The sequence below is a fragment of the Kitasatospora sp. NPDC096077 genome, from assembly GCF_040303245.1.
GTDB lineage: Bacteria > Actinomycetota > Actinomycetes > Streptomycetales > Streptomycetaceae > Kitasatospora.
The window spans coordinates 1-17,534 of record NZ_JBEOSV010000093.1 but is presented as its reverse complement, the minus strand read 5'-3'; the positions used below and the strand labels follow the sequence as shown (position 1 = coordinate 17,534).

The 17,534-nt window shown below is 75.2% G+C and carries 18 protein-coding genes; 11 read left to right on the top strand and 7 right to left on the bottom strand.

Annotation, left to right across the window (positions count from 1 at the left end; translation table 11 throughout):
* Window positions 1-6: 6 nt before the first annotated feature.
* Both ABTZ03_RS40645 and ABTZ03_RS40640 read right to left on the bottom strand, forming a co-directional pair.
* Window positions 7-399, bottom strand: coding sequence for a MerR family transcriptional regulator (locus tag ABTZ03_RS40645; protein WP_350518272.1), 393 nt, complete (start codon window positions 397-399; stop codon window positions 7-9).
* A 55-nt stretch (window positions 400-454) separates the two neighbouring features.
* Complete coding sequence (locus ABTZ03_RS40640; protein WP_350518271.1) at window positions 455-1,474, bottom strand: MDR family NADP-dependent oxidoreductase; 1,020 nt, start codon at window positions 1,472-1,474, stop codon at window positions 455-457.
* A gap of 223 nt (window positions 1,475-1,697) precedes the next feature.
* Between ABTZ03_RS40640 and ABTZ03_RS40635 the strand changes: the two genes are divergently transcribed.
* Complete coding sequence (locus tag ABTZ03_RS40635) at window positions 1,698-2,456, top strand: PIG-L deacetylase family protein (RefSeq protein ID WP_350518270.1); 759 nt, start codon at window positions 1,698-1,700, stop codon at window positions 2,454-2,456.
* Here the strand turns inward: ABTZ03_RS40635 and ABTZ03_RS40630 are convergent.
* The 3 genes from ABTZ03_RS40630 to ABTZ03_RS40620 all read right to left on the bottom strand — a co-directional run bounded on the left by ABTZ03_RS40630 (window position 2,453) and on the right by ABTZ03_RS40620 (window position 4,146).
* Window positions 2,453-3,130 (bottom strand): DedA family protein, encoded by a 678-nt coding sequence (locus ABTZ03_RS40630; RefSeq protein ID WP_350518269.1) that lies wholly within the window; start codon window positions 3,128-3,130, stop codon window positions 2,453-2,455. The two genes, ABTZ03_RS40635 and ABTZ03_RS40630, sit on opposite strands and share 4 nt — an antisense overlap.
* 41 nt (window positions 3,131-3,171) lie before the next feature.
* Window positions 3,172-3,366, bottom strand: a complete 195-nt coding sequence (locus ABTZ03_RS40625) for a DUF1918 domain-containing protein (protein WP_350518268.1) — start codon at window positions 3,364-3,366, stop codon at window positions 3,172-3,174.
* A 108-nt stretch (window positions 3,367-3,474) separates the two neighbouring features.
* Window positions 3,475-4,146, bottom strand: coding sequence for a TetR/AcrR family transcriptional regulator (locus ABTZ03_RS40620; protein ID WP_350518267.1), 672 nt, complete (start codon window positions 4,144-4,146; stop codon window positions 3,475-3,477).
* Between the two features lie 418 nt (window positions 4,147-4,564).
* On the opposite strand from ABTZ03_RS40620, the gene ABTZ03_RS40615 reads away from it, so the two are divergent.
* The 8 genes from ABTZ03_RS40615 to ABTZ03_RS40580 all read left to right on the top strand — a co-directional run bounded on the left by ABTZ03_RS40615 (window position 4,565) and on the right by ABTZ03_RS40580 (window position 14,878).
* On the top strand, window positions 4,565-5,365 hold the full coding sequence (locus tag ABTZ03_RS40615) for a phytanoyl-CoA dioxygenase family protein (protein WP_350518266.1): 801 nt from the start codon (window positions 4,565-4,567) through the stop codon (window positions 5,363-5,365).
* A 113-nt stretch (window positions 5,366-5,478) separates the two neighbouring features.
* Window positions 5,479-6,054 carry a DUF6309 family protein gene (locus ABTZ03_RS40610; RefSeq protein ID WP_350518265.1) on the top strand — a complete coding sequence of 192 codons (576 nt, stop codon included), beginning with the start codon at window positions 5,479-5,481 and terminating at the stop codon, window positions 6,052-6,054.
* Window positions 6,051-10,352, top strand: a complete 4,302-nt coding sequence (locus ABTZ03_RS40605) for an AMP-binding protein (protein WP_350518264.1) — start codon at window positions 6,051-6,053, stop codon at window positions 10,350-10,352. The genes ABTZ03_RS40610 and ABTZ03_RS40605 overlap by 4 nt, the downstream gene beginning before the upstream one ends.
* 86 nt (window positions 10,353-10,438) lie before the next feature.
* Window positions 10,439-11,740, top strand: a complete 1,302-nt coding sequence (locus ABTZ03_RS40600; protein ID WP_350518263.1) for an aspartate aminotransferase family protein — start codon at window positions 10,439-10,441, stop codon at window positions 11,738-11,740.
* Entirely contained in the window at window positions 11,737-12,606 is an 870-nt protein-coding gene (locus ABTZ03_RS40595; protein WP_350518262.1) for a TauD/TfdA family dioxygenase, read from the top strand. Before ABTZ03_RS40600 ends, ABTZ03_RS40595 begins: the two co-directional genes overlap by 4 nt.
* Window positions 12,594-13,361 carry an SDR family oxidoreductase gene (locus ABTZ03_RS40590; protein ID WP_350518261.1) on the top strand — a complete coding sequence of 256 codons (768 nt, stop codon included), beginning with the start codon at window positions 12,594-12,596 and terminating at the stop codon, window positions 13,359-13,361. Before ABTZ03_RS40595 ends, ABTZ03_RS40590 begins: the two co-directional genes overlap by 13 nt.
* 3 nt (window positions 13,362-13,364) lie before the next feature.
* On the top strand, window positions 13,365-14,132 hold the full coding sequence (locus ABTZ03_RS40585; protein WP_350518260.1) for a methyltransferase domain-containing protein: 768 nt from the start codon (window positions 13,365-13,367) through the stop codon (window positions 14,130-14,132).
* Window positions 14,133-14,179: 47 nt separating this feature from the next.
* Window positions 14,180-14,878 carry an alpha/beta fold hydrolase gene (locus ABTZ03_RS40580; protein ID WP_350518259.1) on the top strand — a complete coding sequence of 233 codons (699 nt, stop codon included), beginning with the start codon at window positions 14,180-14,182 and terminating at the stop codon, window positions 14,876-14,878.
* Window positions 14,879-14,929: 51 nt separating this feature from the next.
* On the opposite strand, the gene ABTZ03_RS40575 is transcribed toward ABTZ03_RS40580, so the two are convergent.
* Window positions 14,930-15,493, bottom strand: a complete 564-nt coding sequence (locus tag ABTZ03_RS40575) for a restriction endonuclease (protein WP_350518258.1) — start codon at window positions 15,491-15,493, stop codon at window positions 14,930-14,932.
* Window positions 15,494-15,943: 450 nt separating this feature from the next.
* Here ABTZ03_RS40575 and ABTZ03_RS40570 point away from each other — a divergent pair, with 450 nt between their 5' ends.
* Complete coding sequence (locus tag ABTZ03_RS40570) at window positions 15,944-16,150, top strand: hypothetical protein (protein ID WP_350518257.1); 207 nt, start codon at window positions 15,944-15,946, stop codon at window positions 16,148-16,150.
* A 13-nt stretch (window positions 16,151-16,163) separates the two neighbouring features.
* On the opposite strand, the gene ABTZ03_RS40565 is transcribed toward ABTZ03_RS40570, so the two are convergent.
* Window positions 16,164-16,598, bottom strand: coding sequence for a fic family toxin-antitoxin system, toxin component (locus ABTZ03_RS40565; protein WP_502894751.1), 435 nt, complete (start codon window positions 16,596-16,598; stop codon window positions 16,164-16,166).
* Window positions 16,599-16,789: 191 nt separating this feature from the next.
* On the opposite strand from ABTZ03_RS40565, the gene ABTZ03_RS40560 reads away from it, so the two are divergent.
* Window positions 16,790-17,443, top strand: coding sequence for an SMI1/KNR4 family protein (locus ABTZ03_RS40560; RefSeq protein WP_350518256.1), 654 nt, complete (start codon window positions 16,790-16,792; stop codon window positions 17,441-17,443).
* Window positions 17,444-17,534: the final 91 nt, after the last annotated feature.

Below are 17,534 nucleotides of genomic sequence, written 5' to 3'. Positions count from 1 at the left end.
CGGCCCTCAGTCCTCGCCCGGCTCGTCCGCTCCCCCCGTGGCGGCGAGCCGGGCGAGCTTGTCCCGCAGGCCGGTGAGCCGGGCGATCTCGGCGTCCAGGGCGGCCAGCCGGGCGAAGACCACCGGGGCGAAGGTCTCCGGGCCGGGGTTCGTACCGCAGCGCCGTGGCGGGTCCTCGTCCAGCAGGTCGAACCGGTGCGCCCGGCTGGCCAGATCGTCCACCGTCAGCCCGGCGGCCAGCAGTTGGCGGATCAGCCGGACCTTGGCGACCTCGCCCGGGCCGTACTCGCGCTGGCCGGAGGCGGTGCGGGCCGGCGGGGGCAGCAGGCCGCGCTGCTCGTAGAAGCGCAGGGCCCTGGGCGTGGTGCCCGCCGCGGCCGCCGCGTCGCCGATCCGCATCCCGTCTCCTCGTGCTCGGAACCCGCGGCCCGGGGCCCGACGGCACGCCCCGTGCTCAGAGTTCGACGATGGTCGCGCCGAAGGTGTCTCCGGTGTACAGCCTGGCCAACGCCTCCGGGGCCCGATCGATGCCCGCGACCGGGGTCCAGGGGAAGGAGAGTTCCCCGGAGCGCAGCCAGCCGCCGAGCCGCTCGCGCCACTCGGCGTCCAGGTCCGGGTGGTCGACGCCGGTGAAGCCGCGCAGGGTCAGGCCGAGGGTGCAGACCCGGAAGCCGTCGATCACGGCGGGCCCGCTGCCGCCGGGCCGCGCCGGGTCGAGCTGCCCGGACAGCGCCCCGACCACGGCGATCCGGGCGCCGCGCCGGGCGGCGTCCACGGCGGTGGTCAGCTGCTCACCGCCGACCAGGTCCACCACCACGTCCAGGCCCTCCGGCGCGGCCTCGGCCAGCTGCTCGGCGAGCGGGCGGGCACCGGGCACCAGGACGGCGTCGTAACCGAGTTCGTCGGTCAGCCGCTTGGCCTTGCCGGGCGAGCGGGTGGTGCCGATCACCCGGGCGGCGCCGAGCAGCCGGGCGAGCTGCCCGGTCAGGGTGCCGACCGCGCCCGCCGCACCGGTCACCAGCACCACGTCCCCGGGGCGCACCGCGGCGGTGCGGGTCAGTGCCCCGTAGCCGGCCGAGCCGACCGAGAGCAGTGCCGGCGGGTCCGGGAAGTCCGCCGGGACGGGCGTGAACCGGTCGGCCCCGGCGACCAGTGCGTCCCGCCAGCCGGACAGGTGGGTGACCAGGTCGCCGGGCCGCAGCGGCCCGCCGTCCGGAGCGGCCAGCACCTCGCCGAGGGCCGGGCCGAACAGCGCGTCGCCGGGGCCGATCCGGGGGAGCGGCAGCCCGGCGGCCTCGCCGCCGATCAGGGTGCGCAGGCCGGGGAAGACCAGGAAGGCCCGGTTGCGGACCAGCACCTCGCCGGGCCCGGGCGCGGGCAGCGGCTCCTCGGCGACGGTGAAGTGCCCGGGCCCGGGCAGTCCCGTCGGCCGGGCGGCCAGCCGGACGACGCGGGCGGTGGTGGGCAGGGCCATGACGGCTCTCCTCGTACGGGGATGGGAGGTGCGGCGGTCGGGGCCGCCGCGGGGTGCCCGGACGGTAACCCCTGACGCATGGGTCAGGGGCAAGTGCGGGAGTGGCGGCGGTGTCTGACGGTGAGTGGGGAGCGCGATCTCCTAGAGTCACCTGCGGTACGACGGTAGGACTCTTCTGCCTCTGCCCCTGCCCCCTGCTGAACCGCGAACGAAGGACGACAGCATGACCGAGCAGGCCCCCGAGCCCTTCGAGCCCTTCGAGCACGTCGACGAGGACTGGCGGACCGCGGTGGCGATCGTCGCCCACCCCGACGACATGGAGTACGGCGGCGCCGCGGCCGTCGCCCGCTGGACCGCCCAGGGCAAGACGGTGGTGTACGTGATGGTCACCAGCGGCGAGGCCGGCATCGACGCGGTCAGCCCCGAGCAGTGCCGTCCGCTGCGCGAGGCCGAGCAGATCGCCTCGGCCCGCGTCGTCGGGGTGGAGACCGTCGAGTTCCTCGGCCACCCGGACGGTGTGGTCGAGTACGGGCTGCCGCTGCGCCGCGACATCGCCCGGGTGGTCCGCCGGCACCGCCCGGACATCGTGATCACCGGTAACTTCCGGGACACCTACGGCGGGGTGCTGCTCAACCAGGCCGACCACATCGCGGTCGGCCGGGCCACCCTGGACGGCGTGCGCGACGCCGGGAACCGCTGGGTGTTCCGCGAGCTGCTGGACGAGGGCCACCAGCCCTGGAACGGGGTCCGGCAGATCTGGGCGGCCGCCTCGCCGCAGGCCCGGCACGCGGTGGACACCACCGACACCTTCGACCTGGGCGTCGCCTCGCTGACCGAGCACAAGGCGTACCTGGCCGGGTTGGGCGGCCCGGGCGGGGCGATGGTGGAGCCCCGGGAGTTCCTGGAGGGCGCCGGCCGCGGCGCCGGGACCCGACTGGGGACGCGCTTCGCGGTGTCGTTCGAGGTGTTCCCGCTGCGCTAGGGCCTGTCCTGGGCGGCCTGGGAGCCGGTATCGGAGCCGTCCGCGCGACGGCGGCGCCGGTAGCGCAGCACCTGCCGCAGCAGCAGGGCCGCGACCAGCACCCCGAGTCCGACCGCGAACCACAGCTGGTAGCGCAGCGCCGTCCGGTACACCGTCCCGATGTTGGCCCCGGCGACGTACCCGAAGGTGCCCCAGACGGCCGTCCACAGCACGGCGCCGACCAGGTTGAAGACGGCGAACCGGCGCCAGGGCATCTCGGTGGTCCCGGCGATGATGCCGTTGTACTGGCGCAGCCCGTCGACGAAGCGGGCGACGGCGACCACCTTGCCGCCCTGCCGGGCGAAGAAGGCGTCCGCACGTTCCATCCGGGCCGGGGTGAGCAGCACGTAGCGGCCCCAGCGGTGGACGAAGGCGCGCCCTCCGGTGTGGCCGATCAGGTAGCCGAGGCTGTTGCCGAGCGTGGCGGCGGCAACCGCGATCACCAGCACGGCGGCGAAGTCCAGGTGCCCGCTGCCCGCGTACACCGAGGCGAGGATCAGGACGGTCTGCCCGGGCACCGGGATGCCGCAGTTGTCCAGCAGCACGAGCAGCGCCACCGCCAGGTACCCGTAGTGGTCCAGCAGTGGCGCGAGCCCGGCGAGCGCCCCGGGCAGCGGGGTCGTGGCGGCGGACACCGCTCCTCACCGCCCCGACCCCGGGGCGGCGGGGGAGTCGGTCAGCGTTCCGCCAGTCGGGGCTCGACGTTGCAGTCGGGGCCGGGGTAGACCAGGCCCTCGTGGCCGTCCTCGAAGCGGACCACGTACGGCGGTTGGCCGTCCGAACCGCGCACCTCGACGATCTCGCCCTTCTGGTCCACCATGCCCACCGACCTGCTGTGGATGTGGAGCCGGTCACCTACCGCTGCGTGCATGGTCTGCTCCTCGGGTCGTGCGGACGTTCCGCTATCCACTCTGCTTCGGGTGCGGCGGCTGCGCAACGCCTCGGCGGGACGGGCCGCGCGGGGCCGGTGGGAAGCGGGTCAGCCGGTGGGCGGTTGTTGCGCGAGGTAACCGCGCACCAGCCGTTTGCACTCGGAGATCAGCGCCGGATCGCCCTGCGGGTCCCCCCGGAAGGCCAGTTTGAGCACCGCGTCGGCCGCCTCCAGGGCGACCCGCAGGGCCAGCGTGGTGGCCGCCGGGTCGCCGGCCGCGAACAGCTCGCCGCCCAGCGCCTGCAGCCGCAGGGCCACGGCGGTGTTGTTGTCCACACCCGAGTCCAGCAGGTGGGTCTCGTCGCGCACCTCCGAGGGCACCGCCGCGTCGGCCAGCCCGAAGTCCACCTGGCCGAAACCGGGCACCGCGCGCTTCATCGCGACGAACTCCTCCACCGCGAGGTCGGTGAACCCGGCCGGGCCGATCGGTGCGGACCGGGCCATCCGGGCGTCCAGGCGCTGGAGGTAGCGGTCGAGGTTGCGGGTGGCGAGCGCGGCCAGCAGGTCCTCCTTGCCCGCGAAGAACTGGTACAGGGTGCCGATCGGCACCTCGGCGCGCTGGGCGACCTCCTTGGTGGTGAGCGCCGTCGCCCCGACCTCGTCCAGCAGGCCCGCGCAGGCGTCCAGGATGCGGCCGTAGCGCTCCTGGCTGCGCTGCTGGACCGGCCGCCGCCGAGCCGGTCCGGGGCTGTGCTGGAGACTCCGCGCGTCGACGCTCATGCGGCAACTCTGCCGCATCCGCTGTTCCGACGGCGAATCATCGGGGCGGGGGAGCGCCGGAGTTTCCGCTGGGACGGGAATCGAGTGGTGGCCGGAGCTGAACGGCACGGTGGCGGGAAGATGTCCACGGGTTGGCTTGGTCTTGTCGTGGACGCGATGGCCGGTTCATACTCCTGGGGCGGATCACTTTGCGTGATCATTGCGTTTCTCTTCGTGGTGCCCGCGAACGCCGGGGCACCCGCGACTTCCGCAGTTCGTGGCGACGACGGGCGACACCGCCGCCACCCGAGGCCCGGACCGACCCATGAGCCTCCCGAGCCGAAGCACGTTCCGCCGTACGTCCCGTCGAGCGTTCCGCCGTACGTTCCGAAGCACGTCCCGCCGCGCGTCCCGTCGAACGGAAGGAGGGGCCGGATCGGTGACCCCGCACCCCACCGGGCTTGAGGCCCGCACCGCCCAGCACCGCCGCCGTCAGTTCCTGGAGACCGGGTACCTGGTCCTGCCCGGGCTGCTCCCCGAAGCACTGCGCGAACGCCTCGTCCCCGAGGTGGACCGATGGGTGGACGAGGGCCTGCGGGCCCGTTCGATCGCCGCCTGCACCGACCCCGACCGGCACGGGCCGCCCCCGGTGCTGGAACTGGAGCTCCCCGCCCACGGCGAACTGCTCGCCCACCCGCCGCTGCTACGGGCGCTCACCGGGCTGATCGGCCCGTCCTTCGTCTTCCACCACCTGCACAGCGACCGCCAGGCCCCGGGCATCCCCGGCAAGCCCTGGCACCACGACTGCGAGCCCAACGACGGCGCCGACCCCTCGCTGCTGATGGTCCACGCGCTGCACTACCTCGGCGGACTGGACGAACGGGTCGGCAGCCTGGCCGTGCTGCCCGGCTCACACCTGCGCGCCGTCGACAAGGACGCCTACGCCCACCACGGCACCGGGCCCCTGCCCGGCGAGGTGGTCATCGACCGGCTGCCGCCCGGCAGCACCGTGCTGCTCAACTCGGCGCTGTTCCACACCCGCAGACCGGCACCGGACGGGCCGGGCCGGCCGCGCTACTTCATCGACGCCTCCTACTGCCAGGTCGGCGCGCGCTGGCGCCCGGTGAAGCCGCACTGGCGGCAGATGCTCGCCCGGGCCCGCGAACTGGACCTGGCCGACGGGCAGTGGCCCGACCTGTTCGCCGAGCAGCACTTCACCGAGTACACCGGAACCGTCTGAGCCGGCCCGGGGCCGTCCCGGTTGCCCCGGCGGCCCCGGCACCGGCCCCGGTCGTCCGAGCCGTCCCAGCCGTCCGAGCCGTCCGAGCCGTCGAACCGCCTGAGGAGCACTGCGTGGAGATCGTCACCGCCGTCGCCTACTCCGAGGTCCACGAGGCCTACCTGCGGGACCACCCGGTGGAACGGGCGCACGAGGCCAACACCAACCTGTACGGCGAGGAGAACCTGGAACGCGCCGACACGATCCCCGGCGGCTGGTGGCGGATCCGGCTCACCCGGGCCGACGTCCTCGGCGTCGTGCTGCCCTGGCACAAGAGCGAGGGCGGCGAGCGGGAACTCGTCCCGCCCACCGGGCTGACCGTCGCCCGGGCGGCCGAACGGGTCCGCTCGGGCGGCGCCGACTGGACGGCGGCCAACCCGGTCTGCGCGGCGAAGCTGCGAATGCTGCGCGCGGCGCCGTTCACCCCGCTCTTCGTCAGCACCGCGCCGGTCGACCACCCCGACTACGCGGAGCTGGTGCTCCCGCCGGGGCTGATCCACCTCGACGGCCTGCACCGCATGGTGGCCTGGGAGTTGGCCGGGCGCCTGGTCGGCGGCATCGTCCTGGACGGCTTCCTGGCCGGCGATCCGGCGGCCCTCGCCCGGCCGGGCGGAGCGGGGACGGCACGGACGGGGGAGGAGCGGGCGTGACCGCCACCACCCGGCCCGTCCGGTCCACACCCGCCACCGGTTCGCTCAGCGCGCTGCTGTCCCGGCTCGCGCGCACCCACCCCGACCGGCCCGCCGTCAGCGACGGCCGCCGCACCCTCGACCACCGCGCCCTGGACGCCGCCGCCGGGCGGATCGCCGCCCGGCTGGCCGCCGACGGCACCGGGCGCGGCGACCGGGTCGCCCTGCTCGGGCCCCGGGACGCCCGGATGGTGGTGCTGCTGCACGGGGTGCTGCGCTCCGGCGCGGCCGCCGTGCTGACCGACCCCGACTGGACCGCCGGCGACCTGGCCCGACGGCTGGCCGCCGTCCGGGTGGGGCGGGTGCTCGCCACCGAGCCCGGGGCGGGCGGGGGCGGTGCGCCCGGGGCGGAGCTCGTGGACGTCCTCGCCCCGGGGGACCGCGGGGACCTCGGGGCGGTCGGGGCGGTGGGGTTGGTGGGGCCGGTCGGGGCGGATCCGGCGTACCTGTCCTTCACCTCCGGCTCCAGCGGCGAACCCAAGGCCGTCACCGTCACCCATGCCAACGCCGTGCACTACGCCCACGCGCTGGCCGCCCGGCTCGGACTCACCGAGGCCGACGCCCCCAGGCTCGCCCACGTCACCACGCTCGCCGCCGACCTCGGCCACACCGCCTGGCTGCTCGCCCTGGCCACCGGCGGCTCGGTGCACCTGGTGCCCGACCACGAGGTGCGCGACCCCGCCGCCTTCTGGGCCACCCTGCGCCGCGCCGGGGTCGACACCCTGAAGACCACCCCCTCGCACCTGACCGCCCTGCTGGAGGGCCGCCCGGCCGACACCCCGCCGCTGCGCACCCTGCTGCTCGGCGGCGAGGCCCTGCCGCGCCCGCTCGCCGCCGCCCTGCTCGACGACGGCGTCACCGAGCGGCTGGTCAACCACTACGGTCCGACCGAGACCACCGTCGGAGCGACCTGCTTCCTGGCCACCGACGCCCGCCGACTCCCGGACGGGGAACCGACCGTACCGATCGGCAGCGGCATCGGCGAGGTGCTGCTCACCGTGCTGGACGCCGCCGGGCGGCCCGCGGCGGACGGCGTGGCCGGCGAGCTGCTGATCGGCGGGCGGGGCGTCAGCGCCGGGTACTTCGGACGGCCGGAGGAGACCGCCCGCAGCTTCGTCCGGCGGGACGGGCGGCTGATGTACCGCACCGGCGACCTGTGCCGTCGGCGGGCCGACGGGAGCCTGGTCTTCCTCGGCCGGGTGGACCGCCAGGTGAAGGTCCGCGGCTACCGGGTCGACCTGGCCGAGGTCGAGCGGGCGATGGACGGCCACCCGGGCGTCGCGGGCTCGGCGGCGCTGCTGCGCGAGACCGCCGTCGGCGCGCAACTCCTGGGCGCGGTCCGCCTGTTGGCGGGGCACGACGTCGACGGCCTGGCCGCCCACCTGCGCGACCGGCTGCCCGGCTACTCCGTGCCGCAGCCGATCCTGGTGCTGCCGGAGTTCCCGGTCGGGCCGAACGGGAAGCTGGACCGGGCCCGGCTGGGGGAGCTGGTGTCCCGCCTGGTCGAGGCCCGCGCCGGATCGGACCGATCGGACGGGACGGCCGGCGACGGCCTGGCCGGGGAGGGCCTGGTCGGGGGCGGTTCCGGCGGGGAGGGTCCGGCCGGGGACGGCCTGGTCGGGGAGATCACCCGGTTCTGGGCCGGCGCGCTCGGTCTGCCCGTCGTCGGCGCGCGGACGGACGTGATCGCCATCGGCGGGGACTCCATCCTCGCCATGCGCACCATCGCCCTGCTGCGGCGCTCCGGACTGCGGGTCGACTACGAGGACTTCTACCGGCACCCGACGGCGGCCGGCCTGGCCGCCGCGGCCGTCCCCGCGCCCGTCCGGGCCGCCGGCCGGGTCGCCGTACCGGCGCCGCGCGGCGACCGGTCCGGTCGTCAACTCGCGCCAGCCCAGCGCTGGTTGTACCAGCAGCGGGCGGTCGACGACCTCCGGCACTGGAACCAGTCCGTCCTGCTGCGCTGCCGCCGTGCCGTCGACCCGGCCGCACTCTCGGCTGCGGTCGCCGCCGTGCTGGAACGCCACCCGGCGCTGCGTCGGCCCCTCTCGCCGACCGGGTACGGCGACCCGCGGGCGGTCGCCGACCTCGACCCGGTCTCCCACTCCCGCCTCCCGCGCGCGTCGGGCGAGATCGCCGACACCGTCGCCGGGGTCTGCACCGAACTCCACCGCAGCCTCGACCCCGCCGCCGGGCGGCTGCTGCGCGCCCACCTCTTCACCGGCCCGCCCGGCACCGACCAGCGACTCGCCCTGATCGCCCACCACCTGGTGGTCGACGGGCTGTCCTGGCGGATCCTGCTGGACGACCTCGCCCAGGCCTACCGGGCGGCGCTCGACCACAAGCCGACCGACCTGCCGCCCACGCCCGACTTCTACCAGTGGGCCGCCGCCATCCCGGCGGCCCCTGCGCCGTCCGCTGTGTCGTCCTCTGCGCCGACCTCTGGGCCGACCGCCCAGGAACCCGCTCCAGCCGGCCGACCCGCCACGCTCAGCTGGACCTTGGACGAGCCGGCCACCGCCCGACTGGTCGCGCGGTACGGCGGCGGCGCCGGACTGGAGGCCGTCCTGCTCGACGCCTTCGCCGGGGCCGTGGCCCGCTGGCGCGGCGAGGCCGAACTCGTGGTGGAGGTTGAGACCCACGGCCGGGACACGGTCGTCGAGCCCGGTGAGCCCGGCGGGTCCGGCGAGTCCGGCGAATTCCTGGACACCGTCGGCTGGTTCACCGCCGCCAAGCAGGTCCGGCTGCGGCCCTCGGCCGGAGCCGGCCCGGCCGGGACGGCACGCCGGTTGCGCGAGACGCCCGTCCGGCCGATGGACGCGCCCGGGCCGCGGCCGACCGTCGGCTTCAACTTCCTGGGCACCTTCCGGCTGCCCGCGGAACCCGCGCTGGACTGGACCGTCGCCGACGAGCAGGCCGGGGTGGCGCGCTGCGCCGGCGGCGATCCGATCTACCAACTCCGGCTCACCGCAAGGGTGGTGGAGCAACGCCTGGTCGCCGACCTGGTGTACGGCTGGCCCGCGGTGGCGCACCCGGCCGCCCGGCGGATCCTCGGCGGTTTCGCCACGGCGATCGGCGGGCCCACCGCCGAGCAGCCGGTCCGCGCGCCGCTGTCGACCTCCGGGCAGCTGCTGCACGCCCGGGTGCCGCCCACCGCGCGGGCGGCCGTCCGCGAACCCGCCCGGGTGCTGCTGACCGGCGCCACCGGCTACCTCGGGCGGCACCTGCTGGACGCCTTCCGGCGGCGCGGCGCGGTGGTCACCTGTCTGGTGCGGGCCGCGGACGACGCCGACGCCGTCCGGCGGCTGGCCGGGGAGCGGGCCCGGGTGGTCGCCGGGGACCTCGACCGGGACGGCCTCGGGCTGTCCCCGACCGGATTGGAACGGGCCCGGGAGGCCCGGATCCTGGTGCACGCGGCGGCCGACGTCCGGCTGGTCGCCTCGCCCGACGAACTGGAGCGCGCCAACCACACGGCGGTGCGCCGGCTGCTCGGCTGGGTCGACGAGCACACCCCGGAGGCCCGCTTCCACCACGTCTCCACGCTGGCCGTCTCCGGTGGCGTGGACGGGCCGCCGCGCCGGTTCAGCGAGGCCGACCTGTGGATCGGCCAGCACTTCCGCACCCCGTACGAGCGCTCCAAGTACCGTGCCGAGCAGGCCGTCCGGGCCTGGGCCGCCGGCGGGCACGCCGCCTACCTGTACCGCAGCGGCCACATCGCCGCGCACAGCCGCACCGGCGCGTTCCAGGCCAACATCGGCGACAACCGGATCTACCAGCTGGTCCGCGGCTACCTGGTGGCGGGTGCCGCCCCCAGCCGGCCCGCCACCGCCTTCGCGTTCTCGCACGTGGACACCGTGGCCGCCGGGATCGCCGCGATCGCCCTGGACCGTCACACTGCGCCGGGCGCCTACCACGTCGAGACCCCGTACTCGACGCCGCACGACGAACTCGTGGGCTGGCTCGGCGCGTTGGGACATGGCGTCCGGCTCGTCGACGAGGCGGCCTTCGCGGCCGCGCTCGCCCGCGCCGAGCGGCGGCACCCGACGGCCGCCCGGCTGGCCGCCGCCTGGGCCCAGCAGGAGGAGCGCAACATCCGGGTGGACAGCGGGTACACCACCTCCGTACTGGAGCGGCTGGGCGTCCGCTTCACCGCGCCGACCCCGCAGTGGTGGTCGGCCGCGCTCGGCTGGGCCGCCCAGGCGGGCTACCTGCCGCCCGGCCCACCGAACCTGCCCCGAACGCCGGACCCGCGCCGCTGACCTGCTCCGCCGACCAGACCCGCCGTCCGACCCGCTCGGCTCGGACGGTCCCCAGATGGAAGCCCCCCGAGAGAAGGCAGACTCCGTTGTCCCAGCTCTCCCCAGTGCTGAAGCAGGCCACCCCCGTCGTCGCGGTGCGCGGCGAAGGCCTCCACCTCTACGACGCCGACGGCCGCCGCTACCTCGACTTCACCTCCGGTGTGGGGGTGACCAGTACCGGCCACTGCCACCCGAAGGTGGTCGCGGCCGTCCGCGAACAGGCCGGCCGACTACTGCACGGCCAGTACACCACCGTCCTGCACGACCGACTGCTCACCCTCACCGAGCGGCTGGGCGAGGTGCTGCCGCCCGGCCTGGACTCGCTGTTCTACGCCACCGCCGGGACGGAGGCGGTCGAGGCCGCGTTGCGGCTGGCCCGGCAGGCCACCGGGCGGCAGAACGTGATCGTCTTCGAGGGGTCCTTCCACGGTCGCACCATGGGCGCGGCCTCGCTCACCACCGCCGGGACCCGCTTCCGGGCGGGCACCGGCCCGCTGGTGCCCGGGGTCGCGGTGGCGCCCTTCCCGGCCGCGTTCCGACTGCGAGTCTCGTTGGGCCTGTCCGAGGAGGAGGCGGTGGCGCACGCCCTGCGCGGGCTGGACGAGGTGCTGGCCACCGTCTCCGCACCCGCCGAGACGGCGGCGCTGTTCGTCGAACCGGTGCTCGGCGAGGGCGGCTACGTCCCCGCCCCGGCCGGGTTCCTGACCGGGCTGCGCGAGCGCGCCGACCGGCACGGCTTCCTGCTGGTGGTGGACGAGGTGCAGACCGGCTTCGGCCGCACCGGCCGGTTCTGGGCCCACCAGCACGAGCCCGCCCGCCCGGGCGGGGAGGTCTTCCGGCCCGACGTGCTGATCACCGCCAAGGGCCTGGCCAGCGGCTTCCCGCTGTCCGCCATCGCCGCGCCGACCGCGCTGATGAGTCGCGCCTGGCCCGGCTCGCAGGGCGGCACCTACGGCGGCAACCCGGTGGCCTGCGCCGCCGCACTGGCCACCCTGGACGTGCTGCGCGAGGAACGGCTGGTCGAGAACGCGGCCGAGCAGGGCGCCCGGCTGCTGGACGGCCTGCGGACGGTCGCCGCCGGGGCGCCCGGCATCGGCGACGTCCGGGGCCTCGGTCTGATGGCGGCGAGTGAGTTCTGCCGGCCCGACGGCTCGCCGGACCCGGAGACGGCCCGGCGGGTCCAGCAGGCCGCGGCCGAACTCGGGCTGCTGCTCCTGCTCTGCGGGATCCACCTGAACGTGGTCCGGATGATCCCCGCGCTGGTCGTCACGGCCGCGCAGATCGACGAGGCATTGGCACTGTGGTCCAAGGCCGTGGCGGTCGGGGCCGGAACGGAGGCGGCGCGGTGAGCGAGCACACGGTGGCCGAGATAGGCTGGAGCAGCCTGGAGTTGGAGGCCCGGCGGCAGCTCTGGTCGCTGCCGCTGAGCGACCTGGAGCGGCAGCTGCTCTGGGCCGACGCCCGGGCCGGTCGCTGGGGTGCGGCCGAGCCGGTGCGCGAGCGGCTGCGGTCCTTCGTCCGGGAGGCCGCCGACTCGGTCGGGCTCACCCACATCGGCAACCTGGTCGACCCGGCCCGGCCGGAGAAGGAGATCACCGAGGCGCTGTCCTTCCTGCTGCGCGACTACGGCCGGATCGTCCCGCAGAACGGGCGCGGCGACCTCACCTCGGTGCTGCGCGACCAGGACGGCGACGGCAACACCGAACTCGGCTTCCACTGCGACACCTGCGACCTGCTGGTCCTGCTCTGCATCCAACCCGCGTACGACGGCGGTGGGTTGACCAAGCTGGCGAGTGCCCGGCACGTCCACGACCTGATCGGCCGGGAGCGGCCGGACGCGCTGGCCACCCTCTGCGAGGACTGGACCTTCGACCGCACCGGCCGGGCCGGGCCGCAGCTGGTCGTCACCCCCATCCTCTACCCGCGGCCGGACGGGACGACCGGCTGCTACTACCAGACCCGCACCGTCCGCTCCTCGCCGGACCGCGGCGGACCGGAGCTGACGGACCGTCAGTGGGAGGCGCTCGGCGTGCTGGACGAGGTGCTCTACCGGCCGGAGATCGCCTTCGGGCTGCCGATGGCCGCCGGTGACCTGCTGATCATCCGCAACAGCCGGGTGCTGCACGGGCGTTCGGCCTTCCTGGACGAACCCGGCCGGTACTCCCGGCGGATGCTGCGGATCTGGCTCAACGAGGGGGAGACATGGGCGCGGTGACCCCGTCGGACCGGCGGGTCGCCGTGGTCACCGGTGGCGGCAGCGGGCTCGGCCGGGCCTCCGCGCTGGCCCTGCTCGGGGCCGGCTGGACGGTGGCGGTCGCCGGGCGTCGCAAGGACGCGCTGGAGGAGACCGCCGCCCTCGCCGAGGCCGACGCGGACCGGGTGCTGGCGGTGCCGACCGACATCCGCAGCCCGGAGGAGGTCGCCCGGCTGTTCGACGCCGTCCGCGACCGCTACGGCCGGCTCGACCTGCTGTTCAACAACGCAGGCGCCGCCGCCCCGCGCCGGCCGATCACCGAGACCCGGTTCCAGGACTGGAACCGGGTCCTGGACACCATCGTGACCGGCAGCTTCCTCTGCGCCCGGGAGGCCTTCCGGCTGATGAGCACCCAGACCCCGCAGGGCGGTCGGATCATCAACAACGGTGCGCCCTCGGCCCACGTGCCCCGCCCCAACTCCCTCGCCTACACGGCCGCCAAGCACGCCGTCCTCGGCCTCACCAAGGTGCTGGCGCTGGACGGCCGCCCGTACGGCATCACCTGCGGGCAGATCGACGTCGGCAACGTCGCCCCGGCGGACGGCGCCGTGCAGCCGGCCGCGCTGCAGGCGGACGGCACGACGGCGGTGGAGGCCACCATCCCGGTCGGGCGGTTCACCGACGCCCTGCTGCTGATGGCGGCCCAGCCGCCGGACACCGTCATCCAGTCCCTGGTGGTGCTGCCGGCCACCATGCCGTTCGTCGGGAGGGGGTGAGCCGTGCTGGTCAGTGCCCGCTCCTTCGCGGAGTACCGGGCGATGTTCGGGCTCACCGACCGGGACCTCAACTGCGGCCGACGGATCCTGGACTGCCCGGCCGGCGCGGCGAGCTTCGTCGCGGAGGCCGGGCTGCGCGGCATCGACGCCGTCGCGGTGGACCGCGAATACGCCGTGCACCGTGCGGAGTTGGGCATGCTGGTGGAGCGGGAGACCCGCTTCAAGCGCGAGCGGCTGGCGCGGGAGACGGCGGACTTCGCGCGGTCCTGGTACGCCGACGCCGACGACCTGATCCGGCAGTGGAGCGTCAACGCCCAGCTGTTCCGGGCCGACATCGCCGCCCGCCCGGACCGCTACGTCGCCGCGTCGCTGCCCGAACTCCCCTTCACGGACGGCTCCTTCGACCTGGTGCTCAGCTCGCACCTGGTCTTCTCCTACGGCAACCGGCTGGGCGAGGAGTTCCAGCGGGCCGCCCTGCTCGAACTCGCCCGGGTGGCCCGGTGGGAGGTCCGGATCTTCCCGGTGGTGGTGTACGACACCGGGGAGCGGTACCGGGGGCTGGGGCGGTTGCGGGAGGAGCTGGCGGACGCCGGGATCGGCAGCCGGGTCGAGCAGGTGGCGTACGAGTTCCAGCCGGGGGGCGACGAGATGCTGGTGCTCACCTGCGCGGGCTACCGGGCCCCGGCCCGGTCGCCCTCCCGGGACGGCGCCGTCGACCCGGTGCGCTGGCGGCACCGGGAGTCGACCGGAGAGGGGTTCGGGGCGGCCTGACGATATCCGCACGACGGCGGCCGGTCCGCTCCGCTACGGTGCGGATCATGGTGAACTTCGTACTGGTCGCCGGCGCCCGGCTCGGGGCCTGGGCCTGGGACGACGTGGTCCCGCACCTGCGTGCGGCCGACCACGCCGTCCACCCGCTGACGCTGTCCGGGCTGGCCGAGAAGCGCGGCCTCCCGGCCGGCCAGCAGACCCACGTCCAGGACATCGTGACCGAGGTCGAGCGCCACGACCTGCGCGAGGTGGTCCTGGTCGGCCACAGCTACGCGGGCGTGCCGGTCGGCCAGGCCGCGCAGCGGATCGGCGACCGGCTGGCCCGGGTGGTCTTCGTCGACTCTGGCCTCCCCGTCGACGGCGAGTCCTTCGCGGCCGGCTGGCCGGACGGTGGAGCGGAGTTGCGGGCCGCGATCGCCGCCGACGGCGGCCACTGGCCGTGCGCCCGGCCCGAGCACTTCACCGGCCACGGCCTCACCGAGGAGCAGATCGCCCGGATCGTCGCCGGCGCCACCCCGCACCCCGGCGCCACCCTCACCGAGCCCGCCGTGCTGACCGGCCCGCTCGCCGAGCTGCCCGCGACCTACATCAGGTGCCTGGCTGCCGGGGAGGAACCGGACGAGGACGTGGTGGGGCTGGTGGAGGGTGGGCACTGGCGGCTGGCCGAACTGGACACCGGGCACTGGCCGATGTTCTCCCGGCCGGTCGAACTGGCCCGGCTGCTGCTGGCCGCCGTGGACCACTGACGGCCCGGCGGTCTCACCGGTCCCGCCCGGTCTCCCGCCCATCGGGGGGCATCAGGCCCAGGGCGGCCGACCGGTGCCCTCCGCCCAGTGGGCGAGCGCCCGGCGGTCGACCGCGCGGATGCCGACCTGGGCGCAGAACGCGGCCGCGGCCTTGGTGAACGAGCTGGTGGTCACCACGGCGGCCAGCTGGCAGCGGTGCACGTCACGGTAGGTGCCGTTGACCTGCTGGACGTCCTGCGAGCCGACGAAGGTCCGCGGTCCGTACCGCTTCGCCTGGATCAGGAGCCGCTGTCCGGTGGGGGTGGTGGCCAGCACGTCCGCCGCGAGGTCGCCGGGACCGCCGACCACGGTCACGTTGGTGCAGCCGTCCCGACGGCAGAGGTCGGCCAGCGCGTGTTCGAAGGCCTTCGGGCTCATCCTCAGGAACGAATCGATGTGCCGCAGCTGTTCGGCGCGCGCCGCCGACTCCCCTTGCCGCACCCGGGCGCGGAGGTGCAGCACCGCGGCGGCCACCCCGGCGGCCACCAGCACCAGCGCGGCGACCAGCCAGAGGTGCTGGCCCAGCCACCGCACCGCGACCACCGCGAGCGCGATCACCGCCGTCCCGCCCAGCACCGGCGCCGTGGCCCCTTGGGTGCGTCGGCTCTGCCGGTTCCGTCGGGTCGGCCGGTTCCGTCGGGTCCGCCGGGGCTGCGGGGGCCGTTGCGGCCGCCAGTCCAGCGGGGTCCGCCAGTCCGGACGGGTGACGGTCGACCGGCGTGGTCGGACGGACCTGCGGGCCACGGACATCCCCCTCGCGCCACGGTGGTCGTGCGAGCGTAGGGGCAAGCGCCGCCCGGTCGCCGGGGAACCGGCCGACTCCGCGGCCCGCGGTGCCGCAGTTGTCCGGATCCCGGCGTCCGACGGCCGAACTGCGGGCACCGGCTGCCGGACGCCGGGTGCCGGAGTGCCGTTGCCCGGAAGCCCGGGAGGTGCCGATTTCGCCCAACCCGCCACCTCGGCCGCCGACCTCTGGCATGCTCACAGGACGTCTACGGAGCGTGGTCGAGTCGTCACCAAGGGTGGATGGGCATGCAGTTGGGCATCAGTGTGAGCGCGGTGCTCGGGATCGTCATCGTCCTCCGCCTGATGCGCCGGACCGAACCCCGGAGCCGCTTCGACGAGAAGCTGAGCGCCTTCCTCTGCGTCGCCTTCGGCGTCCTGATCGCCGCCACCCCGTGGGGCCACGCGATCCTCCGCCTCGCCGGCATCGCGGCCCGGGCCACCCACTGAGGCCCGGGCGTCGTCAGCGGTACCAGGTGCGGATCACGGCCGCCGCCTCGCGGACGCCGACGCTGCCGGTGCGGATGCGGGCGGCCAGGTCGACGGCCTGGCCGGGGTCGGCGGTGACGGTGACGCCGGAGGCGCTGAGGTAGGCGGCGGCGACCACCGAGGCGAAGTGCTCGTTGCCGGACTCCAGGGCGGGGACGCGGATCAGTTGGTGCATCAGGGCCGCCGCGCGCTGGTGCACGGCCTCGTAGACGGGGACGTCCATGACCTCGTCGGTGTGCCGGGCGACGGCGGCGGCCAGGGTGCCGTAGTCGATGACGTCGGGGTCGGTGGGCAGGAACCGGTGGGCGATGTCGAGCAGCCAGGCCCGGTCGATCCGCAGGATCACGTGGTGCCCGCCGTACGTGCCGAGGCGCCGGTGCGCGAGGTGCCGTGGGGGTGCGGTCCGCACGCGTTCCCCGGTCGGCCGGTCGGATGGTTCATGGGCGCGAGCGTAGCGAGGTGTAGCGGGTGCTATCAAAGTGCGGGGGAGGGTGCCCGGGTGGCCCTCCGTCACGACGCGCGCCGCTGAACGGGCCTTGGGGACCCTGCCGTTGTTCACCGGTCCGCCGACTGTCGTACCCGGCTGCTAAGACTGATCGCATGACTGACCGCACGACGGACGGCACGACGGACGGCACGACCGACGACGCGACCGAAACGCCGGGACCGGACCGCGAGGAACTGGACGTCCTCCGGGCGGCCCTGGTCGGCGCGCACGCCCGACCGCCGTTGGCCCGCGACGAACTCGAGGCCTGGGAGGCCCGGCACGGTGTGACCCTGCCCGAGCCGTACCGGACCTTCCTGACCCGGGTCGCCAACGGCTTCTCCGCCGCGCCGTCCGGGGAGGAGGTGCTGCTGCCGCTGGGCCGACTGCCCGACAGCTGGTACCACTGGGACTCGGAGAACTGGCTCTCCCCGGACCGCTTCGACCCCTCGGCGCCACGCGACCCGGCCGCGCCCTTCCCGCTGACCGAGGAGTGGCAGTGGGAGTACGACTACTTCCCGGACGAGCACGTCGGCCTGATGGCCTCGCTCTACCGGGACGGCTCCGTCCTCCTCGGCGCCGAGGAGGACGGCTGCTACTGGGCCCTCGTCACCGCAGGGCCCCGGCGCGGAACCGTGTGGCAGCTCGCGGACGGCACCGCCTTCCCCTACACCGGGCCGGACGAGGCCGAGGACGGTGCGCCCCCGCTCGGCTTCCTCGACTGGATCCGGCAGTGGAACACCGGACGCGGCTGGTGGAACGACCGCTGAGAAAGTGTTGGGTAAGTGATCAACTCCGTGGCGTGATGCATGCCGGTGATCTTCGCGGTCTGGGGACCCGCGAAGATCACCGGCATGTGTG